We start from the raw sequence: 18,876 nt of genomic DNA, 5'->3' as shown, positions 1-18,876 counted from the left end.
TCGAAACAAGGCGGAGGTGGACGGCCAATCCGTCAGTCATAACCAAAAAAGAGAAGGGGAAATACAATGGCTGGAAAACTAGCGGCTGATGAAGCCGACACACTGGACTATTCGAACATTGCCGTACCACCCAATGCCCGCATGCCGAAGATGGCTTTGACCATGGCATGGTGGGCCGTCTGCAGCGCCGTCTTCTACATCGTGGTCGGCGCCGCGCTGGCGCTTGGCTTCGGCACCTGGAACGCAATCATCGGCATGGTGCTGTCGGTGGTCGCCTATGGGCTCATCAATGCGGTGCTGAGCAGGTTTGCCATCAAGACCGGGCTGTCCGTCGCCCTGTTCTCACGCGTTCTCTTTGGCAATGTCGGGGCAGGCCTCGCGACATTGATCTTCTGCGCCACCGCCATCTACTACGCCGTCTTCGAGGGGTCGGTGATCGCGGTCGGCATCAACAACATCTTCCCGTCGATCTCCTATCCGATCGCTGCCCTGATCGTCGTGCTCTATTCGGTGCCGCTGATCTTCGGCAGCATCCAGACTTGGCTCGACAAATTCAACGGCGTGCTGCTGCCGTTCTACATACTGGGCCTCGTGCTCGCGGTGGTGCTGGCGATCAGCCAGTATGGCTACAGCGACAAGTGGCTCAATCTCGGGCCGGCCGCGGCGAGCCGGCATTGGGCTGGTTGTCCTGCTTCGTGTACTACATGGGCGTGTGGGTGCTGATGATGTTCACCTTCGACTACGCCCGTTTCGGCCGCCAGGAAGATGCCGGCTATCACGCCTATTTCAACTTCGGCATGCCGTTCTATGTCATGGTGTTCCTGGTCAGCGGCCTGTTCGGCATGTTCATGGTCGGCACGGTGCCGGATCTCGGCACCGTCACCGAAGTCTCGGTGCTGCTGGCGCTTCTGAAGATCATGGGCATAGGCGGCCTGCTCTTCGTCTGGGTCACGCAGACCCGCATCAACACGGCGAACTATTACCTCGCCGCGGTCAACCTTGAGGCGCTGGTGCAGCTGTTCGGCAAGCCGCCCTTCGGCCGCATCGGCTGGGCCATCGTGGTCGGCGCGATCGTCTATCTGCTGATGCTGATCGACGTGTTCAGCTATCTGCTGCAGGCACTCGCCTATCAGGGCATCTTCGTCGTCGCCTGGGTGGCGGTCGCCATGGCCCATATCTTCTCCAGCCGCTACGAGCAGCTTGTCGGCAGCACGATCGAATACCGTTCGAGCCACGTGCCGGCCTTCAATCCACTCGGCATCATCGCCTGGTTCGCGGCAGCAGCCGTCGGCATCGCGCTGCACCTGTGGGGTGGCGCCTACACCGAACTATCGGCACCGGCCACCGCGGTTGTCGGTTTCTGCATCTATGCGCTGGGCCTGAACAGCGCCAAGCGCGAGTGGTTCCTCACCGCCGCATGACATCCAGACCTCGCGCCCTGCCAGGGGCGCGAGGCTTTACCGAGAACTCAAAAGCGAGAAAGGACAGGTTCCATGGCTTCCCAGGCTGGTATCTCCACATTGCTGCAGCGTTTCGCCGGCGAGACGTCGCTGTTGCAAAAGGCCGCCGTCGTCTTTGCCGGTTCGCTCCTGCTTTGGGCATCGGCGAAGGTCCAGCTTCCCTTCTATCCCGTGCCGCTGACCATGCAGACCTTCGCGGTGCTGGCCATCGGCGCAGCACTCGGCTGGCGGCTCGGGCTTGCCACCGTCCTGCTCTATCTCGCCGAAGGCGCTGCGGGTTTGCCTGTCTTTGCCGGCACGCCGGAGAAGGGCATCGGTCTTGCCTACATGATGGGGCCGACCGGCGGTTATCTGCTGGGCTACCTTCCTGCTGCCGCCGTCTGCGGCTGGCTGGCCGAACGCGGCTGGGATCGCAGCGTTGCGCTCACCGCGCTGGCGATGCTGGCCGGCACCGTCATGATCTATCTGCCGGGCCTGCTCTGGCTCGGCGCGGTTGTCGGCTGGGACAAGCCGGTTCTGGCCTGGGGGCTGACCCCATTCCTGCTCGGCGACCTGCTGAAGCTCGGCTTGGCGTCGGCGGCACTTCCGCTGGTCTGGCGCCTCGTCGGCAGGAACAGCTGATCTGCATTCCTCCCCCCGATGCGGACCGCGTCGGTTCGAGAGGCCGGCAGGGCGGGAGCTGCGCCAGGGTGCGATGGGGGCATCGCGCCAGCGTGGCAACCCACCCTGCCGGCTCCCGGAAGTGCGTACCCCGTCATGCAGCGAGGCGGGCGGGGAGCAGTTTGCGCAGGTCTTATCCGTTTCCCGCGCTCGCATGCCAGACCGGCGTGAAGCCGGCGGTGAGCGCGGCAACCGCTGTTGGAGGGGTGATCAGCGCGACTGACGCGCCGCCCCTGGTTGCCGCGCTCATGCTGGCCGGCCTGTCGTAGCCGGCAAAGCTCCAGCCCAGCAGTCCGCCGTCCCGCACGGCAAAAGGCTTGCCGCCGATGTCCACCATCGTGCCATCCGGCAGCCGCGCGATCTCCTCGGCCCGGATCGACGGCAACGGCTTGCGCGAGGAAGCAAAACGCTCCTTGTGCAGCCGTGCATCCAGCTGCGGCGCGCGCGGCTCGGCGATGCCGAAGGCCTTGCCGAAACAGCCGAGGAATTCGCTCGCCCGCGCCCGCTGGCAGAAGAAGCAGGGCCGATGCCCGGCGGCGAGCGCGGTCGGCTCGTCAAGGAAGAACAGCTCGGTCCAGCCGGCCTTGCCCCCTGGCCGGTTGCGGCCCATCGGTTCGCGCCTGCGGCCCTGGTAGTCGCAGACGCAGATGATCCAGGCCGGCAGCGCCCAGCGCTTCTTCAGCAGCGTCCTTGTTTCCGGGTCGTGGATGATACCGCGATTGCCGGTGAACAGCCCGCGCTCGGCCACGGCGTGGATGGCTCCATAGGGATCGACGCGGTTCTGCAGTGGCATAGGCTTTTTCCGTTGCTGTCCGGCACCGGCGCTTGGCCGCTGCTTCGTTGCCATGATACGCAATCGCCAGCGCAATTCATGTCAGGATGGTCATGCGGGTTCTTGTCGTCGAGAATTATCAGGGCACCGATCTCGGCAATGTCGGGGCTGCACTCAACGAAGCCAATGCCGAACTCGATGTCCGCCGGGCCTATCTCGGCGACGAACTGCCGAAGGATGCCAGCGAGCATGACGCGCTGGTGATGTTCGGCGGCGGCCAGAATGCGCTTGCCGACGACAGCCATCCCTATTTCCCCGAATTGCTCGACCTCATCCGCGACTTCGCCCACAAGGACCGCTCGGTGCTCGGCATCTGCCTCGGCAGCCAGCTGGTGGCGCGCGCCTTCGGCGGCATCAACCAGGTCGGCGGCGCGTCCGAGTTCGGCTGGCACGGCGTGACCCTGACCGACGAGGCGAAGGCCGACGCGGTTCTCGGCGCCATGCCGGTGGCGTTCCCGATCTTCCAGTGGCACGACGACACCTTCACCCTGCCGCCCGGCGCCGTGCGGCTGGCTTCGAGCGCTGTGGCCGAAAACCAGGCCTTCCGCCTCGGCCGCGCCGTCTATGCCTTCCAGTTCCATTTCGAGGCCGACACGCCTGTGGTCAATTACTGGACCACGACCTTCGCCGAGACGGTGACGGCTCGCTGGCCGGACTGGCCGGAGCGGCTGCCAGCCGAAGCCGCCCGCAATGCCGCGCTTGCCGACCAGTCGGGTCTTGCGATCGCAAGGGCCTGGGTGGCGACGATCTGAGGGCTGGGAATGTCGAAGAGCCGGGAAGAGGTGTGCGCGGCGGCGTAGTAAGCTCGACTCATGACTGGCAGATGATGCCTTGGCTGTTCATGAGGGGAAAACGACCGTCTTCTCGTTGGTAGAGAAGGCGGAATCGGCAGCGAGGAGCCAAGCGCCCCCGAAAGCAGGTGCCATGGTATTTCTGTCTTTCTTGTTGGCTTCAACGGCGCTGATATCGGCTGCCGCTATCGCGATAGCCGGATGGATGCCGTTCCCGCCGCTCGCCATATGGGTATTGAGGATGATCGTGATCCTGGTGGCGGGAATGACGATCTATGCTGGATTGCAGGTGCAGTAGAGCTTTCCGCAGCTTTGGCAATCCAAAGCTTCTCCCGCACCGGCTCATAGCCGGAAGGAGGTTATCGCGCCAGCTTCCGATGGCCTCGTCAGATCACCGCGATCGCGTCGACCTCTATCAGATAACCCGGTGACATGATCGCCACCCCGACCACCACGTTCGCCGGCTTGTGGTCTCCAAACAGCGAAATCTGCGCTTCCTCGATGATCGGAACATGTTCGTCACGGTCATAGTCGACGATGTAGATGGTGATCTTGCAGACCTGTTCGGGTCTTGCGCCTGCCGCCCTGAGCGCCCGGCCGAGATTGCCGAAAGCCAGGCGCGCCTGCGCCGCAAAATCGCCGTGCCCGACCAGCTTGCCATCCCTGCCTTCCGGCTGCTGGCCGGAGACGAACACCATCCTGGATCCCGTCGCGATGACAACCTGCGTGTAGATCTCCGGAACGGGCAGGTCGTCGGGGTTGATGAGTTCGAGGGACATGGACGATCTCCTGTCTTGTTCGATTGAAAACGCGTGTTCACCGTGTCGCTGGCCTGCGGTACGGTGGCAAAGCGTCGGCGACGGCGCAACAAGAACGAGCCCAGGGGCTGGCTGGCAGCCGTTCAAGGTCCGGTTTTCACGGAGTTGGTGACGGCCGCCCGGGGCAGCCTTACGCGATCAGGCTAGGCCAACTGCCTTTCCTTGTCCCGTCGTTCCATGTCCCGCCTTTCGAGTTCCGCGTAGAGCCCTTCCCATCGCTGCGCATTGGCGTCGGCCTCGCAGGCATACATGAAAAGCGTGAGCAGGGTTGCTGTTGCATACCAGGGAATGCGAAATCCCAGGTATCCGGAGACGACATCCAGGATCGCCGGGATCAGCAGCGTCGCGCTCATGATCCGCAGCACGTTTTTTGCATTCAGGATTGTGTTTTCGAAAGTCATTGTTCTCCCCCAGTTTTGTGGCGGAGGTTAACCAAACGTAAGGTGCCCTGACAAGGACGCGTTCGGGGGTGGTGTGGCAGACTGGGAGAGATTGGCCTGCCGTCATATTTCAGGAGCTGTGGAGGACCTGAAACACAGCAGATGGAATGTGCCCGTTCAAGAGCGGCGAACCACGGTCTGCATTTTCCTGGGCGAAGAAGCACAATACAGCAAGGCATACTCGCAGAGCCGAGTGGCGGGGAATTTGAGTAGATCCGCAGTTTTATTTTCTGAAGGCGAATTTCTTCTTTGCGTGTTCAGTCCTCTCGCTGTACCCTCTAGGGGGAGGGTAAGTAACAGGGGGGAGGAGATGGCGACTCCATTTATGATCAGAAAGAGGCCGTTTGCGGTGGAGCCAGTAACCGGTCTCATGCTGCCTGACGGTATTTTTGATACTTGCATAACGCGGCTTTTAATCAGTGTCTACTTGGTCAATGACAGCAAGCATACTGTCAGAGGGTTTTGGGCGCGGATTGCGGATACTCCTGACTACACTGTGCTCGGGCTGCGAGAGCACCAAGTCAATCGCGAACTGGCGAGCGGTGCCGCCACTCTCTTGCAATGGGAAGTAACGTTTGCAGGTGCCCAACCTGGCAAGAAAACCCTGCAGATTGAAGCGGGCGGAATGTCGGTACTGGAGAGTGGGAAGCCGCTATATTGGGATGGCTACTGTGACGCCCGCTATTTTCTTTCCAGCACGAGCTATGACAGCACCTCAAAGACGTACCTTTGTAAAGTCCCGGAAGGGAGCTTGGCGATAACGTTCGACAATTCGGAACAGTCGTTGGAGACAACAAAACCTGGTGACGAAGGAAAGCTACCGCCTGTCCAATTCCCTCAGCGACTTACAGCAACTGTGCTGCCGAATGGTCTGTCGTTGCCGTTTGAGGATCCATGGTGGAAGGTTGTGGGCTGGCTGGTAGCTCTTCTCGCCGGTATTGGTGCGCTTTTGGAGGCATCAAAAGGGCACGGCAGTGCTCAAATAGGGATCGGCGGCCATGGGCACGATAATCCCGCCGATTTCGAATGGTGCATTCCTGATCCAACGGCTTTTGGGGAGGGGAATTACGCAACGCCTGCCGGGATTTTGTCCGCTATTGCGAATGGAGCGATGCTGGTTGGATTGGCAGATGACGCAGATCCTTGGGAGCGGGGAAGGACTGCGGCTAACCTCCTGACGGGCGAAGTTCCTGTTCGGGAAACGGTTTCAGTAGACCTAACGTATCCGCCTGCGATGGAAGCTGGCACGCCATTCCCAGTTGGAGCAAAGTGGACATATGACGCGGTCTTGAGCACTGGTAGAGCGACATCGCTCACGGTGAACGAAACTCGGACCAATGTTCACCTCGCCACCTGGGAAATGCAAGCTCCAGCTGAGGCCGCTCAGTTCGATCCAATCATTGTCAGGCTCCGCGGCCAGGATGCTCAAGGCACCTTCTACAAGGGCGACGAACTCTATGCGTACGCTATAGCCGTTGCGCCTGATGGCAAAAATTCATTCAGGATTCCCTTGCTTGATGATGGAGCGAATAGGGACGCTATCGCATCGGACGGGTGGTACACAGGGGTCATCTTGATTGAGGAGTTGATGGCTCAGGCGAAATTCGATCCTTTGGGAGAGTGGAAGGTTCATTTCGTCGTTCAGGATGTAAACGGCGCCTCGCCATCGATGCCCCCAAAGGAGGCTGCGACATACATTGGAGGAGTTCCGCTTCTCGCTCCGCTCATTGCGACCCGCGCGAATGGGGAGTCCTGTACGGTCAATAAGTACATCAAGATCATCATTAAAAAGTTCCTTTAGCCACGGTACTCGGCATTCTTGCATCAAAAATGGGATGCAAAACGCCCCCAGCCTACGGCACGGCCGTTATCAGCAGGAAGATGACGAAGATGCCGAGATGCACCGCGCCTTGCAGCACGGTGGTGCGTCCGGTGCCGAGCGTGATGGTGCTGACGAACAGCGTCAGCAGCAGAAGCACCATGGCGGCGGGGCTGAGGCCGAGCATCAGTTTGCGATCGGTCAGCACGGCCACCGCCGCCACGACCGGGATGGTCATGCCGATGCTGGCGAGCGCGGAACCGAGCACAAGGTTCACGCTGTTCTGCAGCCGGTTCAGAAGTGCCGCGCGAACCGAGGCGATGCCTTCGGGCAGAAGCACCAGCGTCGCGATGATGACGCCGACGACGGCCTGCGGAAGGCCGGCTGCGGCGACGAGGTTCTCCAGCGGATGCGACAGCACTTTCGCCAGCAGGATGACGACGAGCAGCGAAACCGGAAGCATCACCGCGCTCACAAGGGTCACCCTGGATGTCGGCGGCTCGAGCGGGGCCTCGTCGGGATCCTGTCCGCCGACTGGCACGTCCATGAAGTAGTCGCGATGCTTGATCGTCTGGATGAACACGAAGACCGCGTAGAGAGCCAGCAGCACCAGGCTGACCACCAGCAGCTGGATGGGCGAGAATTGCTGCGGTCCGCCTGCCGAGACGAAGTTCGGCAGCACCAGCACGCTGATCGCCAGGGTTCCGAGCACGGCGAGCGAGGCGGAGGCTGCGTTGAGCTGGAAGGTCTGCTCGTGGTGGCGCCGGCCGCCAAACACCAGGCACAGTCCGATCACGCAGTTGAGCACGATCATCAGCGCCGAGAAGACCGTGTCGCGGGCGACGGATTCGCTGCCTTCAGAGCCGGCCAGCATGATGGAGACGATCAGCCCGACCTCCAGGATCGTCACGCATACGGCAAGGATGATCGAGCCCATCGGTTCGCCGACCCTGAGCGCCAGGATTTCGGCATGGTGCACGGACGCGAAGATCGACGCGCCGAGGGCGATCGATGCAAGGATGATCACCGGTATCGCGTCGTCTGAAACCAGCCCGAGATACTTCAGCGCAACCAGCACAAGCGCTGCCGCCGGCGCGGCCCAGGTCCAGAGCGGTATCGTCGTGTGGTGATCGAGAGCCATGTATTCTCTAAGCGCCGGAGATCATTGCGGTCCTGGCTGCGAAGGTAGAGGAACTGTGTCGCCCTGTACATTCGCACCGGCCGACCAAAGTGCGAAAGTGCGAAAGTGCTGTCTCGGCATATGTCCGGGTGACATCGACAACACCCGCCGGTGTGGGACTATCTTCCCCTGGCGCGGGCAAGGTCCCCGATGCTGGTCGAGATGTCCTTGACGACCGATTTGGCGGCTTCCAGTTCGGTCCGGCCGAACGCGGACAGTAATTCCGCGGTATCGGCGGCGAGCTTCTCTGTGAACTTCGAGACCATCGCCATGCCTTCCGTGGTGACGAAAAGCTGCTTGACGCGACGGTCGTTGTCGTCCTCGAAACGCCGGATCAGCCCCCGGATCTCGAGCCTTCTGGCCAGGCGCGCGAAGGTCGGCGTTTCGATCCGCAACTGGTCGGCCAGCATCTTCTGGCTGTTGGCGCCGCCATGCGCGACCCGGTACAGCGTGGCGCCTTCTTCCAGCGACAGTCCCGTACCTTGCAGCGCTATCTCGTAGATGTCTTGCAGGCGCCTGACGATCTCCCCCATGTCTTCGAAAATAGCGATCGGGCTTTCCTGTTCTTCCATTGTCGACCTGTCCGCATATCACCCATTGAAGTCACGGCACCTGGATGGCCTCTGGGCCGGCCTGGAAGAAAAGAGGATCGTTCCGTCGCGAACGGGAACGGACAACGTCCATCCCACAGCATGCTCCACGGATCGATCATTCAGTTCCATTGATGGTGGTGACCTCGCCGGAGTTCCCGATCCGGCGAACGAAAAATGCAGGCGGCGAAAGGGAGTTCCCGCAACACGGAAATGTTACAGCCAAATTCGCCCACAACATTCCGAAGAGTGCCTTGCAGCCGAAACTGAACCGCGGCCGACAGGGGTGGCGGCCGCGGATCAGCTGGATCATCGATGATGTCGTCTGCGCCGAGAGGTCGAGCCGAAATTGCTCGTGGGACGACGGCATCAGGATGTCCCAACCTGCGGTCCTGGTTCTGATCGGCCAGCCACCAGGGCTGCGGCCGAGAGCTTTCGAAAGGATCGGCCCGGTCTGTCCGGGCCGATAATGGGAGGTCTTTCACCTCGATAAAAAGAGCGAATGACTGGAGGTCAAACCGGCACCCGCTAAAGGAGGAAGGTCCTGGAGCGTTTCCGTTTTTCACGGAAACACGGAAACGCTCTAAGTTTTTGTTTTCACAGCATTTTTGTAACGCCAAGTGTTTCTACTTGGCTACAAAATGCTCTAGAAGTCGCGCTGGAAGCGGAGGATGCCGCCGACGCTGCTCTTCTTGTCCGTCGTGGTCCAGTCGCCGAGCCAGTCGGAATCGCCGCGCTTGCCTTCGTTGAGGTAGTCGACTTCGGCCGTGACGGTGAAGCCCTGCACCACCTGGTAAGCGACGTTGGCGGCGATGCCCAGGTTTTCCTGCTCGTCATACGACGCCTGGAGGTTGAACGTGGTCTTCTCGTTGAACTTGTAGCTGCCGCCACCCCAGACGGCCCAGTTGCCGCCCCACGGCTTGTAGAAGGTACGGGCCGCGTTGTCGTCCGTGCCATAGCCGCCCATGACCCACAGGGCGATCTGGTCGGTGGCGTTCACGTCGAGGCGTACCTTGCCGGCCCACTCTTCCCAGCTCGGATTGTAGGCGATGACACCGGTGATGCCGCCCCAGCCCTGGGTATACTTGGCGCCGACCACGACGTTCGGAGCATAGCTGTCGATGGTGTTGTTGACGATGCCCGGAACCCAGTTGCCAGCTCCGTCCTTGACGAAGGTGTCGTAGCTGCCCGAGCCCTGTTCCAGCGAGACGATCGCCGAGAAGCCGTTGCCGGCGTCGAAGGTGTAGCTGATCAGGTTGGTGTCGAATTCGCCGTAAGGAACGATCGTGTCCTGGATGACGTTGCCGGCATAACCGATGAAGGTGTCGTAGGCCGACTCGTCCTTGCCGACCCGCAGGCCGCCGAGCTGGATCCAGGCGAAGTTCAGCGAGACGTTCTTGTTGCGGGCGTCAGCGTTGTCATTGCTGTTGCCGAACTGGAAGCGGGTCTCGGTGTAGGTCTTCAGGGTGCCGAGTTCGGTCTCCTGGCCGGTCCAGGTCTTCAGGGCGAAACGGGTGTTCTTGCCCCAGGTATCCTGTTCCTTGCCATTGAGGCGGTCGGTCGTCCTGGCGCCGTCGAAGGTGCCGCGATCACCCAGGCTGGCATCGTAGCGGATGTAGCCGCCGACACGCAGGCAGGTCTCGGTGCCCGGGATGTAGAAGTAGCCGGCGCCGTAGACGTCGCAGATCTTGACGTATTCAGCGGGTTCCGGCTCGGCGACGACGACCGCGTCAGCGGCACGTGCGCCGGAAACGGCAATCAAAGCCGCAGTCGAGCCTAAAAGAAGCGTTCTGATGTTCACTGTAATCCCCTATCGATACTGGGTTCCGAGTACGTACGATCAACCTCGCACCCTGAATATTTTTAAGCTCAAATGTCATTGATTGATATTGCGTCGCGTGACTTAAGTTGATGTGTAGCCGAACGGCAACGAGATATCACATATCTGTGTTCATGTTTCTAAATATGCTTTCAAATGGAATGATTTCAGTTTTTACGTGATTGATATCTGTTTGTTTTTTATGTGAAATTGGTGGTGTTAGTTATTTCGATGGGATGTTTACTTTTAGTTGATCATCAAATGGAACGGTTTCAAAAACACATAGTGAGCCTCCGAAACAATTTCGATTTGCACCGGAGGAGACGGACGGCGTGCTTCGCGATTTTTGCGAGTGTGGTGGCGAGGTGTGATCGGCTGCCGATTCCGGTCACCTGAAACGCGCCCGGGAAAAGCTTCCGCAACGTCCGCGTGGCAAATTTGGCACGCCGCCCGGATTCCGCTGTGGATGGCGCATTTCGCGCTTGGCCTGTGTCGGCGCGATTTCCTAGAAGGCGGCGGCTGGCTTTCCGGCGCGGGTGTCCCACTGTTGCACAAGCGTCACACAAGCCGAAACAAGCATCGTCCAGACACGCAAATGTGCTGAAACCGCCTCGCCAAGTGGGAGTTTCAACACATTCGTAACCGGTCCTTTGCAGGACAATACAGAAGGCTCAACTTGAGATGACCTCCGTGAAAGCAGCGCTTCTGTCCTTCTTCATGCTGTCCGCAATCGTGATCTGCGGCCTCGGTATCTACTCCGCCGACGCAGCCAACAACCATCTCGCCGTCGACGGCTACGGCGTCGTCTCCGCCTCGCACTGATCAGTCTTCCGGGCAGCCGGTCGAAAGCATGGCCGGTGGTGCGTCCAGGCCCTTCGGGTGCCTAGGTCGAGCCGTTGGCTTCCAAGGCTGCAACGCTTTTCTTCCTGAAAGTCCTATGATGGTGCGGGCGCCGTTGAACGGCGCACCACCAGTTCCGGCTCCAGCCTCACACGGTTGTTTTCCAGCGGCCGGTGGTTCAGCCGCGCGAAGAGCATCTGGGCGGCGATCGTTCCCTGCCGGACACCCTCCGTCTTGATCGTGGTCAAGGGCGGCGTCAGCCATCGCGCGAACGGCAGGTCGTCGAACCCGACAATGGAAAGATCGTCCGGAACGCGTCGGCCGATCTCCTGTGCTGCGTTGAGCACGCCGATGGCAATCGTGTCGTTGCCCGCAAAAAGCGCTGTGAGGTCCGGGCGCCGCCGCAGCAGTGCGGTTGCAGCGGCATGGCCGCTCTCGGCGCTGAAGTCGCCTTCCTGCACCGCATCCTCGTCCAGTGAAAGCCCGTGGTCCTGCAGGCTGCGTTCCAGCGCTCTCAATCGCGCATCGGTCGCTACGAAACCGCGTGGCGAGAACGTTATCGCTCCGATCCGCTTGTGGCCGAGGCCGGCGACGTGGTCGACGGCTGCCTTGATCGCCCCGCGCGTGCTGAACGTTACCGAGACCTCGGAGGGGTGGCGTACCGAGCCGACGAGGACGACCGGGAAATTCTTGTCGATCAGGGAGATCAGCGCTTCGTCGCCAGCGCGCGGGTTGACGACGATCAACCCGTCGATGCGCCGCGATTCCACCAGGTTGTCGTAAGCCCCGCCTGTGCCATGGGCCTCAAGCCCCTCGACCAGGACATGGAAGCCCATTTCCCGGTTGGCCTTTTCGATGCCGTAGAGAACCTGCGGGATATACTGGTCGACCAGCAGGATCGAGGGATCCGAGACCACGAGGCCGATGGTTTCGGTCAGGCCGCTGACCAGCATGCGCCCGGCCGAATTGGGCTTGTAGCCGAGTTCCGCCGCGGCCTGCATCACGCGTTCGCGGGTTTCCTTGCTGAGGACCACGCTTTCCGAGCGGTTCAGCACCAGCGATACCGTCGCGCGGGATACGCCGGCACGGCGCGCCACGTCATGGCTGGTCACTCGGGTGGAATTCATCGGCCGCCTCCGGGTGCTCGCGCCGCCGATCTTTCATCAGCGCATTCAGTCGCTTCGCCCTTGTCATGACCTACAACCGAAGTCCCGGCTTGACAACAACGGCTTTTCATCTTTATCCATTACTAACACGTGTTAGGAATGGAAATTCATGGAGGCTAACACGTGTAATGATCAATCGGGTGGAGATCCTATGCCGACACAGGGGAGGAGTGTTTCACTGCGCCAGAGGCGGCGGAAGGAGGCCCTGGTCGGCTATCTGTTCGTCGCCCCGGCGTTCCTCGGTTTCCTGATCTTCTACCTTTTGCCGACGCTTCGCGCCGTTGAGATCAGCCTGACCGACTGGAACCTCATGCGCGCCCCGAAATTCGTCGGGCTCGGCAATTATGCGATGCTGCTTTCGGACGCGAACTTCTGGCATTCGGCCAAGGTGACGTTCGCCTACGTTCTCTACAACATTCCGCTGCAGACCGTGCTCGGGCTGCTGCTGGCAGTGCTCTCGGACCGGCTGGCGCGTGCGGTCTGGCTGCGGGCGATCATCATCGCGCCCTATCTGATTTCCAATGTGGTTGCCGCGCTCGTCTGGATGATGATGCTGGACCCGATCCTGGGTCTCGTGAACGCATTCCTCACCTTCTTCGGTGTCGGACCGCAGGGTTTCCTCGCCTCTCCGGATGAGGCGATGGTATCGGTGGCCGCCATCTCCACCTGGCGGCACACCGGCCTGACCGCGCTGCTGTTCTATGCCGGCCTGCAGGCGATTCCCGCCCATCTCTACGAGGCTGCCAGGCTGGAGGGGGCAGGTGAGTGGACGATGTTCCGGCGTATCACCCTGCCGCTGCTGCGTCCGGTGCTGGCCTTTGTCGTGGTGACCAGCCTCATCGGTTCGTTTCAGGTCTTCGACGTGGTCGCTGTCGCGACAGCGGGCGGACCATCCAATTCGACCCGCGTCATTCTCTGGTACATTTACGAGAACGCCTTCAAATTCAACAAGATGGGATACGCGTCGGCGATTTCCGTCGTGCTGTTCGTCACGCTGATCCTCATCACGCTGCTGCAGATGCGGGTGTTGCGGGCAGATCAGTCGGATCTGGATTGAGGCCCGCGATGAAGAAGCTCACCCCGCAGGCCGTCCTAGAGCGTTTCCGTTTTTCACGGAAACGCGGAAACGCTCTAAGTTTTTGTTTTCGTCGCATTTTTGTAACGCCAAGTGACTCCACTTGGCTACAAAATGCTCTGGGTTATCCCGTCCTTGCCCTGTTCGTCTTCATTTCCCTGCTGCCGCTGTGGATGGCACTCAAGATCGGCCTCACGTATCCGAACGATGTCTACACCAGTGCGTCGAGCCTGTTGCCGAGCGCCTACACGCCCGGAAACTTCCTGCGCGTGATGGGCCTGCCTTCCACCATCGAGCTGTCGGCGTTCCGCGCCGCGCCGATCGACTTCATGCTGGCGCTGCGAAACAGCGTCATCTACACCGCGTTGACGGTCACGGGGCAGATCTTCTTTTCGGCGCTCGCCGGCTACGCCTTTGCCCGCATGAATTTCCCGGGCCGCAACAAGCTGTTCTTCGCCTTCCTCGCCGCCACCATGATCCCGAGCGTGGTGCTGTTCATCCCGAACTTCGTTCTCATCAAGCAGCTCGGTCTGCTGAACAGCTTTGCCGGTCTGGTCGCCCCGACGATCCTGATGACGCCCTTCGCGGTGTTTTTCCTGCGCCAGTTCTTCCTGTCTGCGCCGAAGGAACTCGACGAGGCCGCGCGGCTGGAGGGGGCGTCCCAGTTCCAGATCTTCTGGCGCATCGCGCTGCCGATCCAGAAGGGGCCGATTGCCACGCTGGCGATCCTTTTGTCGATCAATTCGTGGAACGAGTTCTTCTGGCCCTTCCTGGTGGGGCGCGATCCCGGCGTGCGCGTCATGGCGGTCGCCCTGTCGGATTTCATGAGCCAGACCGGCAGGGGCAATCCCGACTGGAGCGGGCTGATGGCGGCGATCATGCTGTCGATCCTGCCCGTCATCGCCATGCTCATCATTTTCGGCCGGCAGATCGTGGAGTCGCTGCAGACGAGCGGCCTGAAATAGCCGGCCAGTCGTGAAGTCATGAAGTGGAGGAGAGACAATGAGAAAAAACCTGACAGGCGTCCTTGCCGCCGCAACCGCGCTGACCACGCTCGCATCCTCGTTCGCGCGGGCCGAGGAGGTGACCCTCAATTATGCCATGTGGGACGCCAACCAGGCTCCCGTGTATCGCCAGTGCGCGGACAAGTTCGAGGCTGAAAACCCCGGCATCAAGATCAACATCAAGCAGGACAGCTGGGACAATTACTGGACCACGCTGAGCACATCCTTTGTCGCCGGCACCGCGCCGGACGTGTTTGTCAACCATCTCAGCCGCTTCCCGGAATTCCTGGCGAACGGCGTGATGGATGACCTGTCGGAGCGCATCGCGGCCGACAAGGTCGACATGAAGGCCTATCTGCCCGGTCTGGCCGAAAGCTGGAACAAGGACGACCGGCAATACGGTCTGCCGAAGGACTGGGACACGATTGCCCTCGTCTACAACAAGAAGATGGTCGCCGATGCCGGGGTCAGCGAGGAGGAGCTCAGGAACCTCACCTGGAACCCGAAAGACGGCGGCTCGCTCGAAAAGGTCGTCGCGCGCCTCAGCGTGGATCAGAACGGCAAGCGCGGCAACGAAGCCGGTTTCGACAAGTCCAGGGTTGCCGTCTATGGCTGGGCAACCAACACCGTGGATGGCTACGGCCAGACGCAATGGAGCTTCCTGGCTGTCTCCGACGGCTTCAAGCCGATCGATAAGCCGTGGGGCAAGCAGTATGGCTATGACAGCCCGGCGCTTGCCGATACGCTGACCTGGATACGCGACCTGGCCCTGAAGAAGGGCTACGCGCTCAGCCAGGAACAGACCGGCAGGCTGAACGCGACCGCGATCTTCGCAGCCGGCAAGGCCGCCATCGTTCCGGATGGCTCGTGGAACATTTCCTCCTATCGCGACACGTCCAAGGCCGAGTTCGGCTTTGCGCCGCTGCCGCAGGGGCCTGAAGGCCGCCGCTCGATGTTCAACGGTCTGTCCGACAGCATCTGGTCCGGATCCCAGCACAAGGACGAAGCCTGGAAATGGGTGAAATATCTCGGCGGATCGGATTGCCAGACCATCGTCGGCAAATCCGGGGTCGTCTTCCCGGCCCGTCCCGAAGCAGCAAAGGCGGCCGAGGAGGCCCACAAGGCAAAGGGACTTGATGTATCTGCCTTCGTTCAGCTGGCGACACCGGAAACGACGTTCCCGTTCCCCATCTCGGATCGCGCCTCGGAGATTTCGGCGATCCTGACGACGGCGATCGAGAATGTCCTGCTTGGCAAGGGCGATCCGGCCGCCATCCTCAAGGAAGCCAACGACCAGGCGAACGGCATGCTCTAGCGTGATCCCGAAAAGTGGGAACCGGTTTTCGGTAAAGATCACGCTCCGACAATCAGCGTGATCCCGAAAAGTGGGAACCGGTTTTCGGAAAAGATCACGCTCCGACAATCAGCGTGATCCCGGAAAGTGGGAACCGGTTTCCGGTAAAGATCACGCTCCGAGCCCTTGAACTCCAATTCCTGGCGCGCCTCTCCCCGCGGTAGGATTTTCCTCCGGCGTTCCTTCCCGGACGTCGGAGGACCCTTCACAATCCCCGTCATCTTATCGAGAACCCGCAATGCGACGCCCAAAGATCACGTTCATCGGAGCCGGCTCCACCGTTTTCATGAAGAACATCATCGGCGATGTGCTGTATCGCCCCGCGCTCAAGGACGCGGTGATCGCGTTGATGGACATCAATCCCGAGCGGCTGAAGGAAAGCGAGGTCGTCGCCGGCAAACTCGTGCAGGCACTTGGCGCCAGCGCGACCATTGAAACACATTCCAACCAGCGCAAGGCCCTGGAAGGGGCGGATTTCGTCGTCGTCGCCTTCCAGATCGGCGGCTACGAACCTTGCACCGTGACCGATTTCGAGGTCCCCAAGCAATTCGGACTGCGCCAGACCATCGCCGACACGCTCGGCGTCGGCGGCATCATGCGCGGCCTGCGCACCGTGCCGCATCTGTGGGCCATCTGCGAGGACATGCTTCAGGTCTGCCCCAAGGCGATCCTGCTGCAGTATGTGAACCCGATGGCGATCAACACCTGGGCGATCGCCGAGAAATATCCTTCCATCCGGCAGGTGGGGCTGTGCCATTCCGTCCAGGGCACCGCCTATGAGCTGTCGCGCGATCTCGATATCCCGGTTTCGGAAATCCGCTATCGCGCCGCCGGCATCAACCACATGGCGTTCTTCCTCACCTTCGAGCATCGCCTGGCGGATGGCAGCTACCGCAACCTCTATCCCGACCTGGTGCAGGGCTATCGCGAAGGGCGCTTCCCGAAACCGAGCCATTGGAACCCGCGCTGTCCGAACAGGGTCCGCTATGAAATGCTGACGCGGCTCGGCTATTTCGTCACCGAAAGCTCCGAACACTTCGCGGAATACACGCCCTATTTCATCAAGGACGGCCGTGCCGATCTCATCGAGAAATTCGGCATCCCGCTCGATGAATACCCGAAACGCTGCGTCGAGCAGATCGCCCGCTGGAAGGAGGAATCCGGGACGCTGACCGGCGCCGATACGATCGCCATCAAGGAGAGCCACGAATATGCCTCCTCGATCATGAATTCGGTCTGGACCGGCGAGCCGTCGATCATCTACGGCAACCAGCGCAACAACGGCTCGATCACCTCGCTGCCGGCCAATTGCGTCGCGGAGGTACCTTGCCTCGTCGATGCCAACGGCATCCAGCCAACGCTCATCGGCGATCTTCCGCCGCAACTGACTGCGCTCATCCGCACCAACATCAACGTCCAGGAACTCACCGTTCGGGCGCTGACCACCGAAAACCGCGACCATATCTACCATGCGGCGATGATGGATCCGCACACGGCGGCCGAGCTCGATCTCGACCAGATCTGGAACCTCGTCGACAGGCTGATCGCGGCGCATGGCGATTGGCTGCCCGCCTGGGCACGCGGCTGAGCGCCCGCCAGATGGCGGGCAATTCGCAAGATAACCGGAGCAACAGTTCGACCCCATGACTTTTCTCAGGATCGATCACGTCACCAAGCAGTTCGGCTCCCTTCAGGTCGTCAAGGGAGTGTCGATCGAGGCCACGAAGGGGGAATTCGTCGTCTTCGTCGGCCCCTCGGGCTGCGGCAAGTCGACCCTGCTTCGCATGATCGCCGGCCTCGAGGAGACCAGCGAGGGCTCGATCTCGATCGACGGCGAGGACCTGACCCATGCCGATCCGGCCGATCGTCATGTCGCGATGGTGTTCCAGTCCTACGCGCTCTTCCCGCACATGTCGGTCTTCGACAACATCGCCTTCGGCATGCAGATCAACAAGGTGCCGAAGGCCGAGATCAAGGCACGCGTCGCGGAGGCCGCCCGCATCCTGCAGATCGAACCGCTGCTCGACCGCAGGCCGAAGCAACTCTCCGGCGGCCAGCGGCAGCGTGTCGCCATTGGCCGCGCCATCGTGCGCAAGCCCAAGATCTTCCTGTTCGACGAGCCTCTCTCCAATCTGGACGCCGAGCTTCGCACCCAGATGCGTGTCGAAATCGCCAAGATCCATCGCGAGATCGGGGCGACGATGATCTACGTCACCCACGATCAGGTCGAGGCCATGACGCTGGCTGACAGGATTGTCGTTCTGCGCGGCGGGCTGGTGGAACAGATCGGCACCCCCATCGATCTCTATGACAATCCGGCCAATCTCTTCGTCGCCGGCTTCATCGGCAGCCCGCGAATGACGTTGCTGTCGGGAACCGTTGAAAGCTCCTCGGCGCATGGCATTCAGGTCGCGTGTCCGGCCTTGTCCCGGCCGCAGTCCATTGCCGGACCCTTTGCGCGGTTGCCTGAAGCAGGCAGCCCGGTCACGCTCGGCCTGCGCCCGGAAACCATCAGGATCGATGCCGCGAATCCGGTGTTCAGCGCCAGGGTGGAAATCACCGAAAATCTGGGCGGCTCCACGCTCATCTACGCCGTGACCCAGGACGGCACCGCGCTGATCGTGCCGGCGCAGGAGCGCACGTCGGTTCGTTCCGGCGATACCTTGCCGCTGGCGTTTTCCACAGCCCCGCATGTGTTCGATGCCGAGGGAAAGAACCTGCGTTTGCCTTAGGTGGAGACCGGCCGGCAAAGGCCTCCTCGCATCTCCCGCTCACACCCCTGTTGACAAAAAGGGCGCTTGAGGTTCACCCTTGAGGCTCACCAGGGGGGTCCCGACAAGGGGCTGAGATACTGCTGTAACGCGCAGTGACCCGTTGAACCTGATCCAGTTCATACTGGCGTAGGGACGGTGGGAACGCTTTGCGGGCCGGCATTTCCGGCTTTGGTTATCGGGCAGGATGCCCGTATTCCCTTCAGCCAGGCGTCGCTTCCTCCTCACTGCGTGGACTGGGTCTCCGTCACTCGAGG

Annotated in this window: 19 protein-coding genes and 1 riboswitch; of the genes, 12 read left to right on the top strand and 7 right to left on the bottom strand. The window is 61.1% G+C overall.

Features of this window, described 5'->3' with window-relative positions; all coding sequences use genetic code 11:
- The first annotated feature begins 66 nt into the window (after nt 1-66).
- The 3 genes from C1M53_RS32000 (at nt 67) to C1M53_RS05010 (ending at nt 2,081) form a co-directional block, all read left to right on the top strand.
- The gene (locus C1M53_RS32000) at nt 67-723 is read left to right on the top strand and encodes a hypothetical protein (protein ID WP_245488454.1); all 657 of its coding nucleotides are present in this window, start codon (nt 67-69) and stop codon (nt 721-723) included.
- Nucleotides 675-1,421 carry a hypothetical protein gene (locus C1M53_RS31995; RefSeq protein ID WP_245488453.1) on the top strand — a complete coding sequence of 249 codons (747 nt, stop codon included), beginning with the start codon at nt 675-677 and terminating at the stop codon, nt 1,419-1,421. Before C1M53_RS32000 ends, C1M53_RS31995 begins: the two co-directional genes overlap by 49 nt.
- Before the next feature lie 72 nt (nt 1,422-1,493).
- Complete coding sequence (locus C1M53_RS05010; RefSeq protein ID WP_129411238.1) at nt 1,494-2,081, top strand: biotin transporter BioY; 588 nt, start codon at nt 1,494-1,496, stop codon at nt 2,079-2,081.
- A gap of 172 nt (nt 2,082-2,253) precedes the next feature.
- Here C1M53_RS05010 and C1M53_RS05005 read toward each other — a convergent pair whose 3' ends face one another.
- Entirely contained in the window at nt 2,254-2,913 is a 660-nt protein-coding gene (locus C1M53_RS05005) for a hypothetical protein (protein ID WP_129411237.1), read from the bottom strand.
- 92 nt (nt 2,914-3,005) lie between these two features.
- On the opposite strand from C1M53_RS05005, the gene C1M53_RS05000 reads away from it, so the two are divergent.
- Both C1M53_RS05000 and C1M53_RS04995 read left to right on the top strand, forming a co-directional pair.
- Nucleotides 3,006-3,704: a type 1 glutamine amidotransferase gene (locus tag C1M53_RS05000; RefSeq protein WP_129411236.1), complete on the top strand. Its 699-nt coding sequence runs from the start codon at nt 3,006-3,008 to the stop codon at nt 3,702-3,704.
- Nucleotides 3,705-3,783: 79 nt separating this feature from the next.
- A complete protein-coding gene (locus tag C1M53_RS04995; protein ID WP_129411235.1) occupies nt 3,784-4,041 on the top strand; it encodes a hypothetical protein in 258 nt (85 codons plus the stop codon).
- Between the two features lie 88 nt (nt 4,042-4,129).
- Here C1M53_RS04995 and C1M53_RS04990 read toward each other — a convergent pair whose 3' ends face one another.
- The gene (locus tag C1M53_RS04990) at nt 4,130-4,522 is read right to left on the bottom strand and encodes a RidA family protein (protein ID WP_129411234.1); all 393 of its coding nucleotides are present in this window, start codon (nt 4,520-4,522) and stop codon (nt 4,130-4,132) included.
- A gap of 182 nt (nt 4,523-4,704) precedes the next feature.
- Entirely contained in the window at nt 4,705-4,962 is a 258-nt protein-coding gene (locus C1M53_RS04985) for a hypothetical protein (protein ID WP_129411233.1), read from the bottom strand.
- 349 nt (nt 4,963-5,311) lie between these two features.
- Here C1M53_RS04985 and C1M53_RS04980 point away from each other — a divergent pair, with 349 nt between their 5' ends.
- Nucleotides 5,312-6,802, top strand: a complete 1,491-nt coding sequence (locus tag C1M53_RS04980) for a hypothetical protein (RefSeq protein ID WP_129411232.1) — start codon at nt 5,312-5,314, stop codon at nt 6,800-6,802.
- 52 nt (nt 6,803-6,854) lie between these two features.
- Here C1M53_RS04980 and C1M53_RS04975 read toward each other — a convergent pair whose 3' ends face one another.
- From C1M53_RS04975 to C1M53_RS04965, 3 genes are all read right to left on the bottom strand, one after another.
- Nucleotides 6,855-7,961, bottom strand: coding sequence for an ionic transporter y4hA (locus C1M53_RS04975; RefSeq protein WP_129411231.1), 1,107 nt, complete (start codon nt 7,959-7,961; stop codon nt 6,855-6,857).
- 158 nt (nt 7,962-8,119) lie between these two features.
- Nucleotides 8,120-8,572 carry a MarR family transcriptional regulator gene (locus C1M53_RS04970; protein WP_129411230.1) on the bottom strand — a complete coding sequence of 151 codons (453 nt, stop codon included), beginning with the start codon at nt 8,570-8,572 and terminating at the stop codon, nt 8,120-8,122.
- Nucleotides 8,573-9,236: 664 nt separating this feature from the next.
- Nucleotides 9,237-10,391, bottom strand: a complete 1,155-nt coding sequence (locus tag C1M53_RS04965; protein WP_129411229.1) for a porin — start codon at nt 10,389-10,391, stop codon at nt 9,237-9,239.
- Between the two features lie 699 nt (nt 10,392-11,090).
- On the opposite strand from C1M53_RS04965, the gene C1M53_RS04960 reads away from it, so the two are divergent.
- Nucleotides 11,091-11,231 (top strand): hypothetical protein, encoded by a 141-nt coding sequence (locus C1M53_RS04960; protein ID WP_165358046.1) that lies wholly within the window; start codon nt 11,091-11,093, stop codon nt 11,229-11,231.
- 113 nt (nt 11,232-11,344) lie between these two features.
- Here C1M53_RS04960 and C1M53_RS04955 read toward each other — a convergent pair whose 3' ends face one another.
- Nucleotides 11,345-12,376: a LacI family DNA-binding transcriptional regulator gene (locus C1M53_RS04955; RefSeq protein WP_129411227.1), complete on the bottom strand. Its 1,032-nt coding sequence runs from the start codon at nt 12,374-12,376 to the stop codon at nt 11,345-11,347.
- A gap of 190 nt (nt 12,377-12,566) precedes the next feature.
- On the opposite strand from C1M53_RS04955, the gene C1M53_RS04950 reads away from it, so the two are divergent.
- The 5 genes from C1M53_RS04950 (at nt 12,567) to ugpC (ending at nt 18,580) form a co-directional block, all read left to right on the top strand.
- Nucleotides 12,567-13,472, top strand: a complete 906-nt coding sequence (locus C1M53_RS04950) for a sugar ABC transporter permease (RefSeq protein WP_129411226.1) — start codon at nt 12,567-12,569, stop codon at nt 13,470-13,472.
- A 191-nt stretch (nt 13,473-13,663) separates the two neighbouring features.
- Nucleotides 13,664-14,455: a carbohydrate ABC transporter permease gene (locus tag C1M53_RS04945; RefSeq protein WP_245488452.1), complete on the top strand. Its 792-nt coding sequence runs from the start codon at nt 13,664-13,666 to the stop codon at nt 14,453-14,455.
- A gap of 37 nt (nt 14,456-14,492) precedes the next feature.
- Nucleotides 14,493-15,809 (top strand): sugar ABC transporter substrate-binding protein, encoded by a 1,317-nt coding sequence (locus C1M53_RS04940; RefSeq protein WP_129411224.1) that lies wholly within the window; start codon nt 14,493-14,495, stop codon nt 15,807-15,809.
- A gap of 277 nt (nt 15,810-16,086) precedes the next feature.
- Nucleotides 16,087-17,436: an alpha-glucosidase/alpha-galactosidase gene (locus C1M53_RS04935; protein WP_129411223.1), complete on the top strand. Its 1,350-nt coding sequence runs from the start codon at nt 16,087-16,089 to the stop codon at nt 17,434-17,436.
- A gap of 55 nt (nt 17,437-17,491) precedes the next feature.
- A complete protein-coding gene (gene ugpC / locus C1M53_RS04930) occupies nt 17,492-18,580 on the top strand; it encodes a sn-glycerol-3-phosphate ABC transporter ATP-binding protein UgpC (RefSeq protein ID WP_129411222.1) in 1,089 nt (362 codons plus the stop codon).
- 81 nt (nt 18,581-18,661) lie between these two features.
- Nucleotides 18,662-18,773, top strand: a riboswitch (TPP riboswitch).
- Nucleotides 18,774-18,876 lie beyond the last annotated feature (103 nt).

The sequence above is a fragment of the Mesorhizobium sp. Pch-S genome, from assembly GCF_004136315.1.
Lineage (GTDB): Bacteria > Pseudomonadota > Alphaproteobacteria > Rhizobiales > Rhizobiaceae > Mesorhizobium.
This window is presented reverse-complemented; position numbering and strand designations above follow the sequence as displayed.

What these genes read in the sequence shown, in the direction of transcription:
- C1M53_RS04985 (WP_129411233.1), bottom strand. Translation starts at nt 4,962, where the DNA reads ATGACTTTCGAAAACACAATCCTGAATGCAAAAAACGTGCTGCGGATC.
- C1M53_RS04935 (WP_129411223.1), top strand. Translation starts at nt 16,087, where the DNA reads ATGCGACGCCCAAAGATCACGTTCATCGGAGCCGGCTCCACCGTTTTC.
- C1M53_RS05010 (WP_129411238.1), top strand. Translation starts at nt 1,494, where the DNA reads ATGGCTTCCCAGGCTGGTATCTCCACATTGCTGCAGCGTTTCGCCGGC.
- C1M53_RS04945 (WP_245488452.1), top strand. Translation starts at nt 13,664, where the DNA reads ATGGCACTCAAGATCGGCCTCACGTATCCGAACGATGTCTACACCAGT.
- C1M53_RS04975 (WP_129411231.1), bottom strand. Translation starts at nt 7,961, where the DNA reads ATGGCTCTCGATCACCACACGACGATACCGCTCTGGACCTGGGCCGCG.
- C1M53_RS04960 (WP_165358046.1), top strand. Translation starts at nt 11,091, where the DNA reads ATGACCTCCGTGAAAGCAGCGCTTCTGTCCTTCTTCATGCTGTCCGCA.
- C1M53_RS04990 (WP_129411234.1), bottom strand. Translation starts at nt 4,522, where the DNA reads ATGTCCCTCGAACTCATCAACCCCGACGACCTGCCCGTTCCGGAGATC.
- ugpC (WP_129411222.1), top strand. Translation starts at nt 17,492, where the DNA reads ATGACTTTTCTCAGGATCGATCACGTCACCAAGCAGTTCGGCTCCCTT.
- C1M53_RS32000 (WP_245488454.1), top strand. Translation starts at nt 67, where the DNA reads ATGGCTGGAAAACTAGCGGCTGATGAAGCCGACACACTGGACTATTCG.
- C1M53_RS04970 (WP_129411230.1), bottom strand. Translation starts at nt 8,572, where the DNA reads ATGGAAGAACAGGAAAGCCCGATCGCTATTTTCGAAGACATGGGGGAG.
- C1M53_RS04980 (WP_129411232.1), top strand. Translation starts at nt 5,312, where the DNA reads ATGGCGACTCCATTTATGATCAGAAAGAGGCCGTTTGCGGTGGAGCCA.
- C1M53_RS05000 (WP_129411236.1), top strand. Translation starts at nt 3,006, where the DNA reads ATGCGGGTTCTTGTCGTCGAGAATTATCAGGGCACCGATCTCGGCAAT.
- C1M53_RS04950 (WP_129411226.1), top strand. Translation starts at nt 12,567, where the DNA reads ATGCCGACACAGGGGAGGAGTGTTTCACTGCGCCAGAGGCGGCGGAAG.
- C1M53_RS04940 (WP_129411224.1), top strand. Translation starts at nt 14,493, where the DNA reads ATGAGAAAAAACCTGACAGGCGTCCTTGCCGCCGCAACCGCGCTGACC.
- C1M53_RS05005 (WP_129411237.1), bottom strand. Translation starts at nt 2,913, where the DNA reads ATGCCACTGCAGAACCGCGTCGATCCCTATGGAGCCATCCACGCCGTG.
- C1M53_RS04955 (WP_129411227.1), bottom strand. Translation starts at nt 12,376, where the DNA reads ATGAATTCCACCCGAGTGACCAGCCATGACGTGGCGCGCCGTGCCGGC.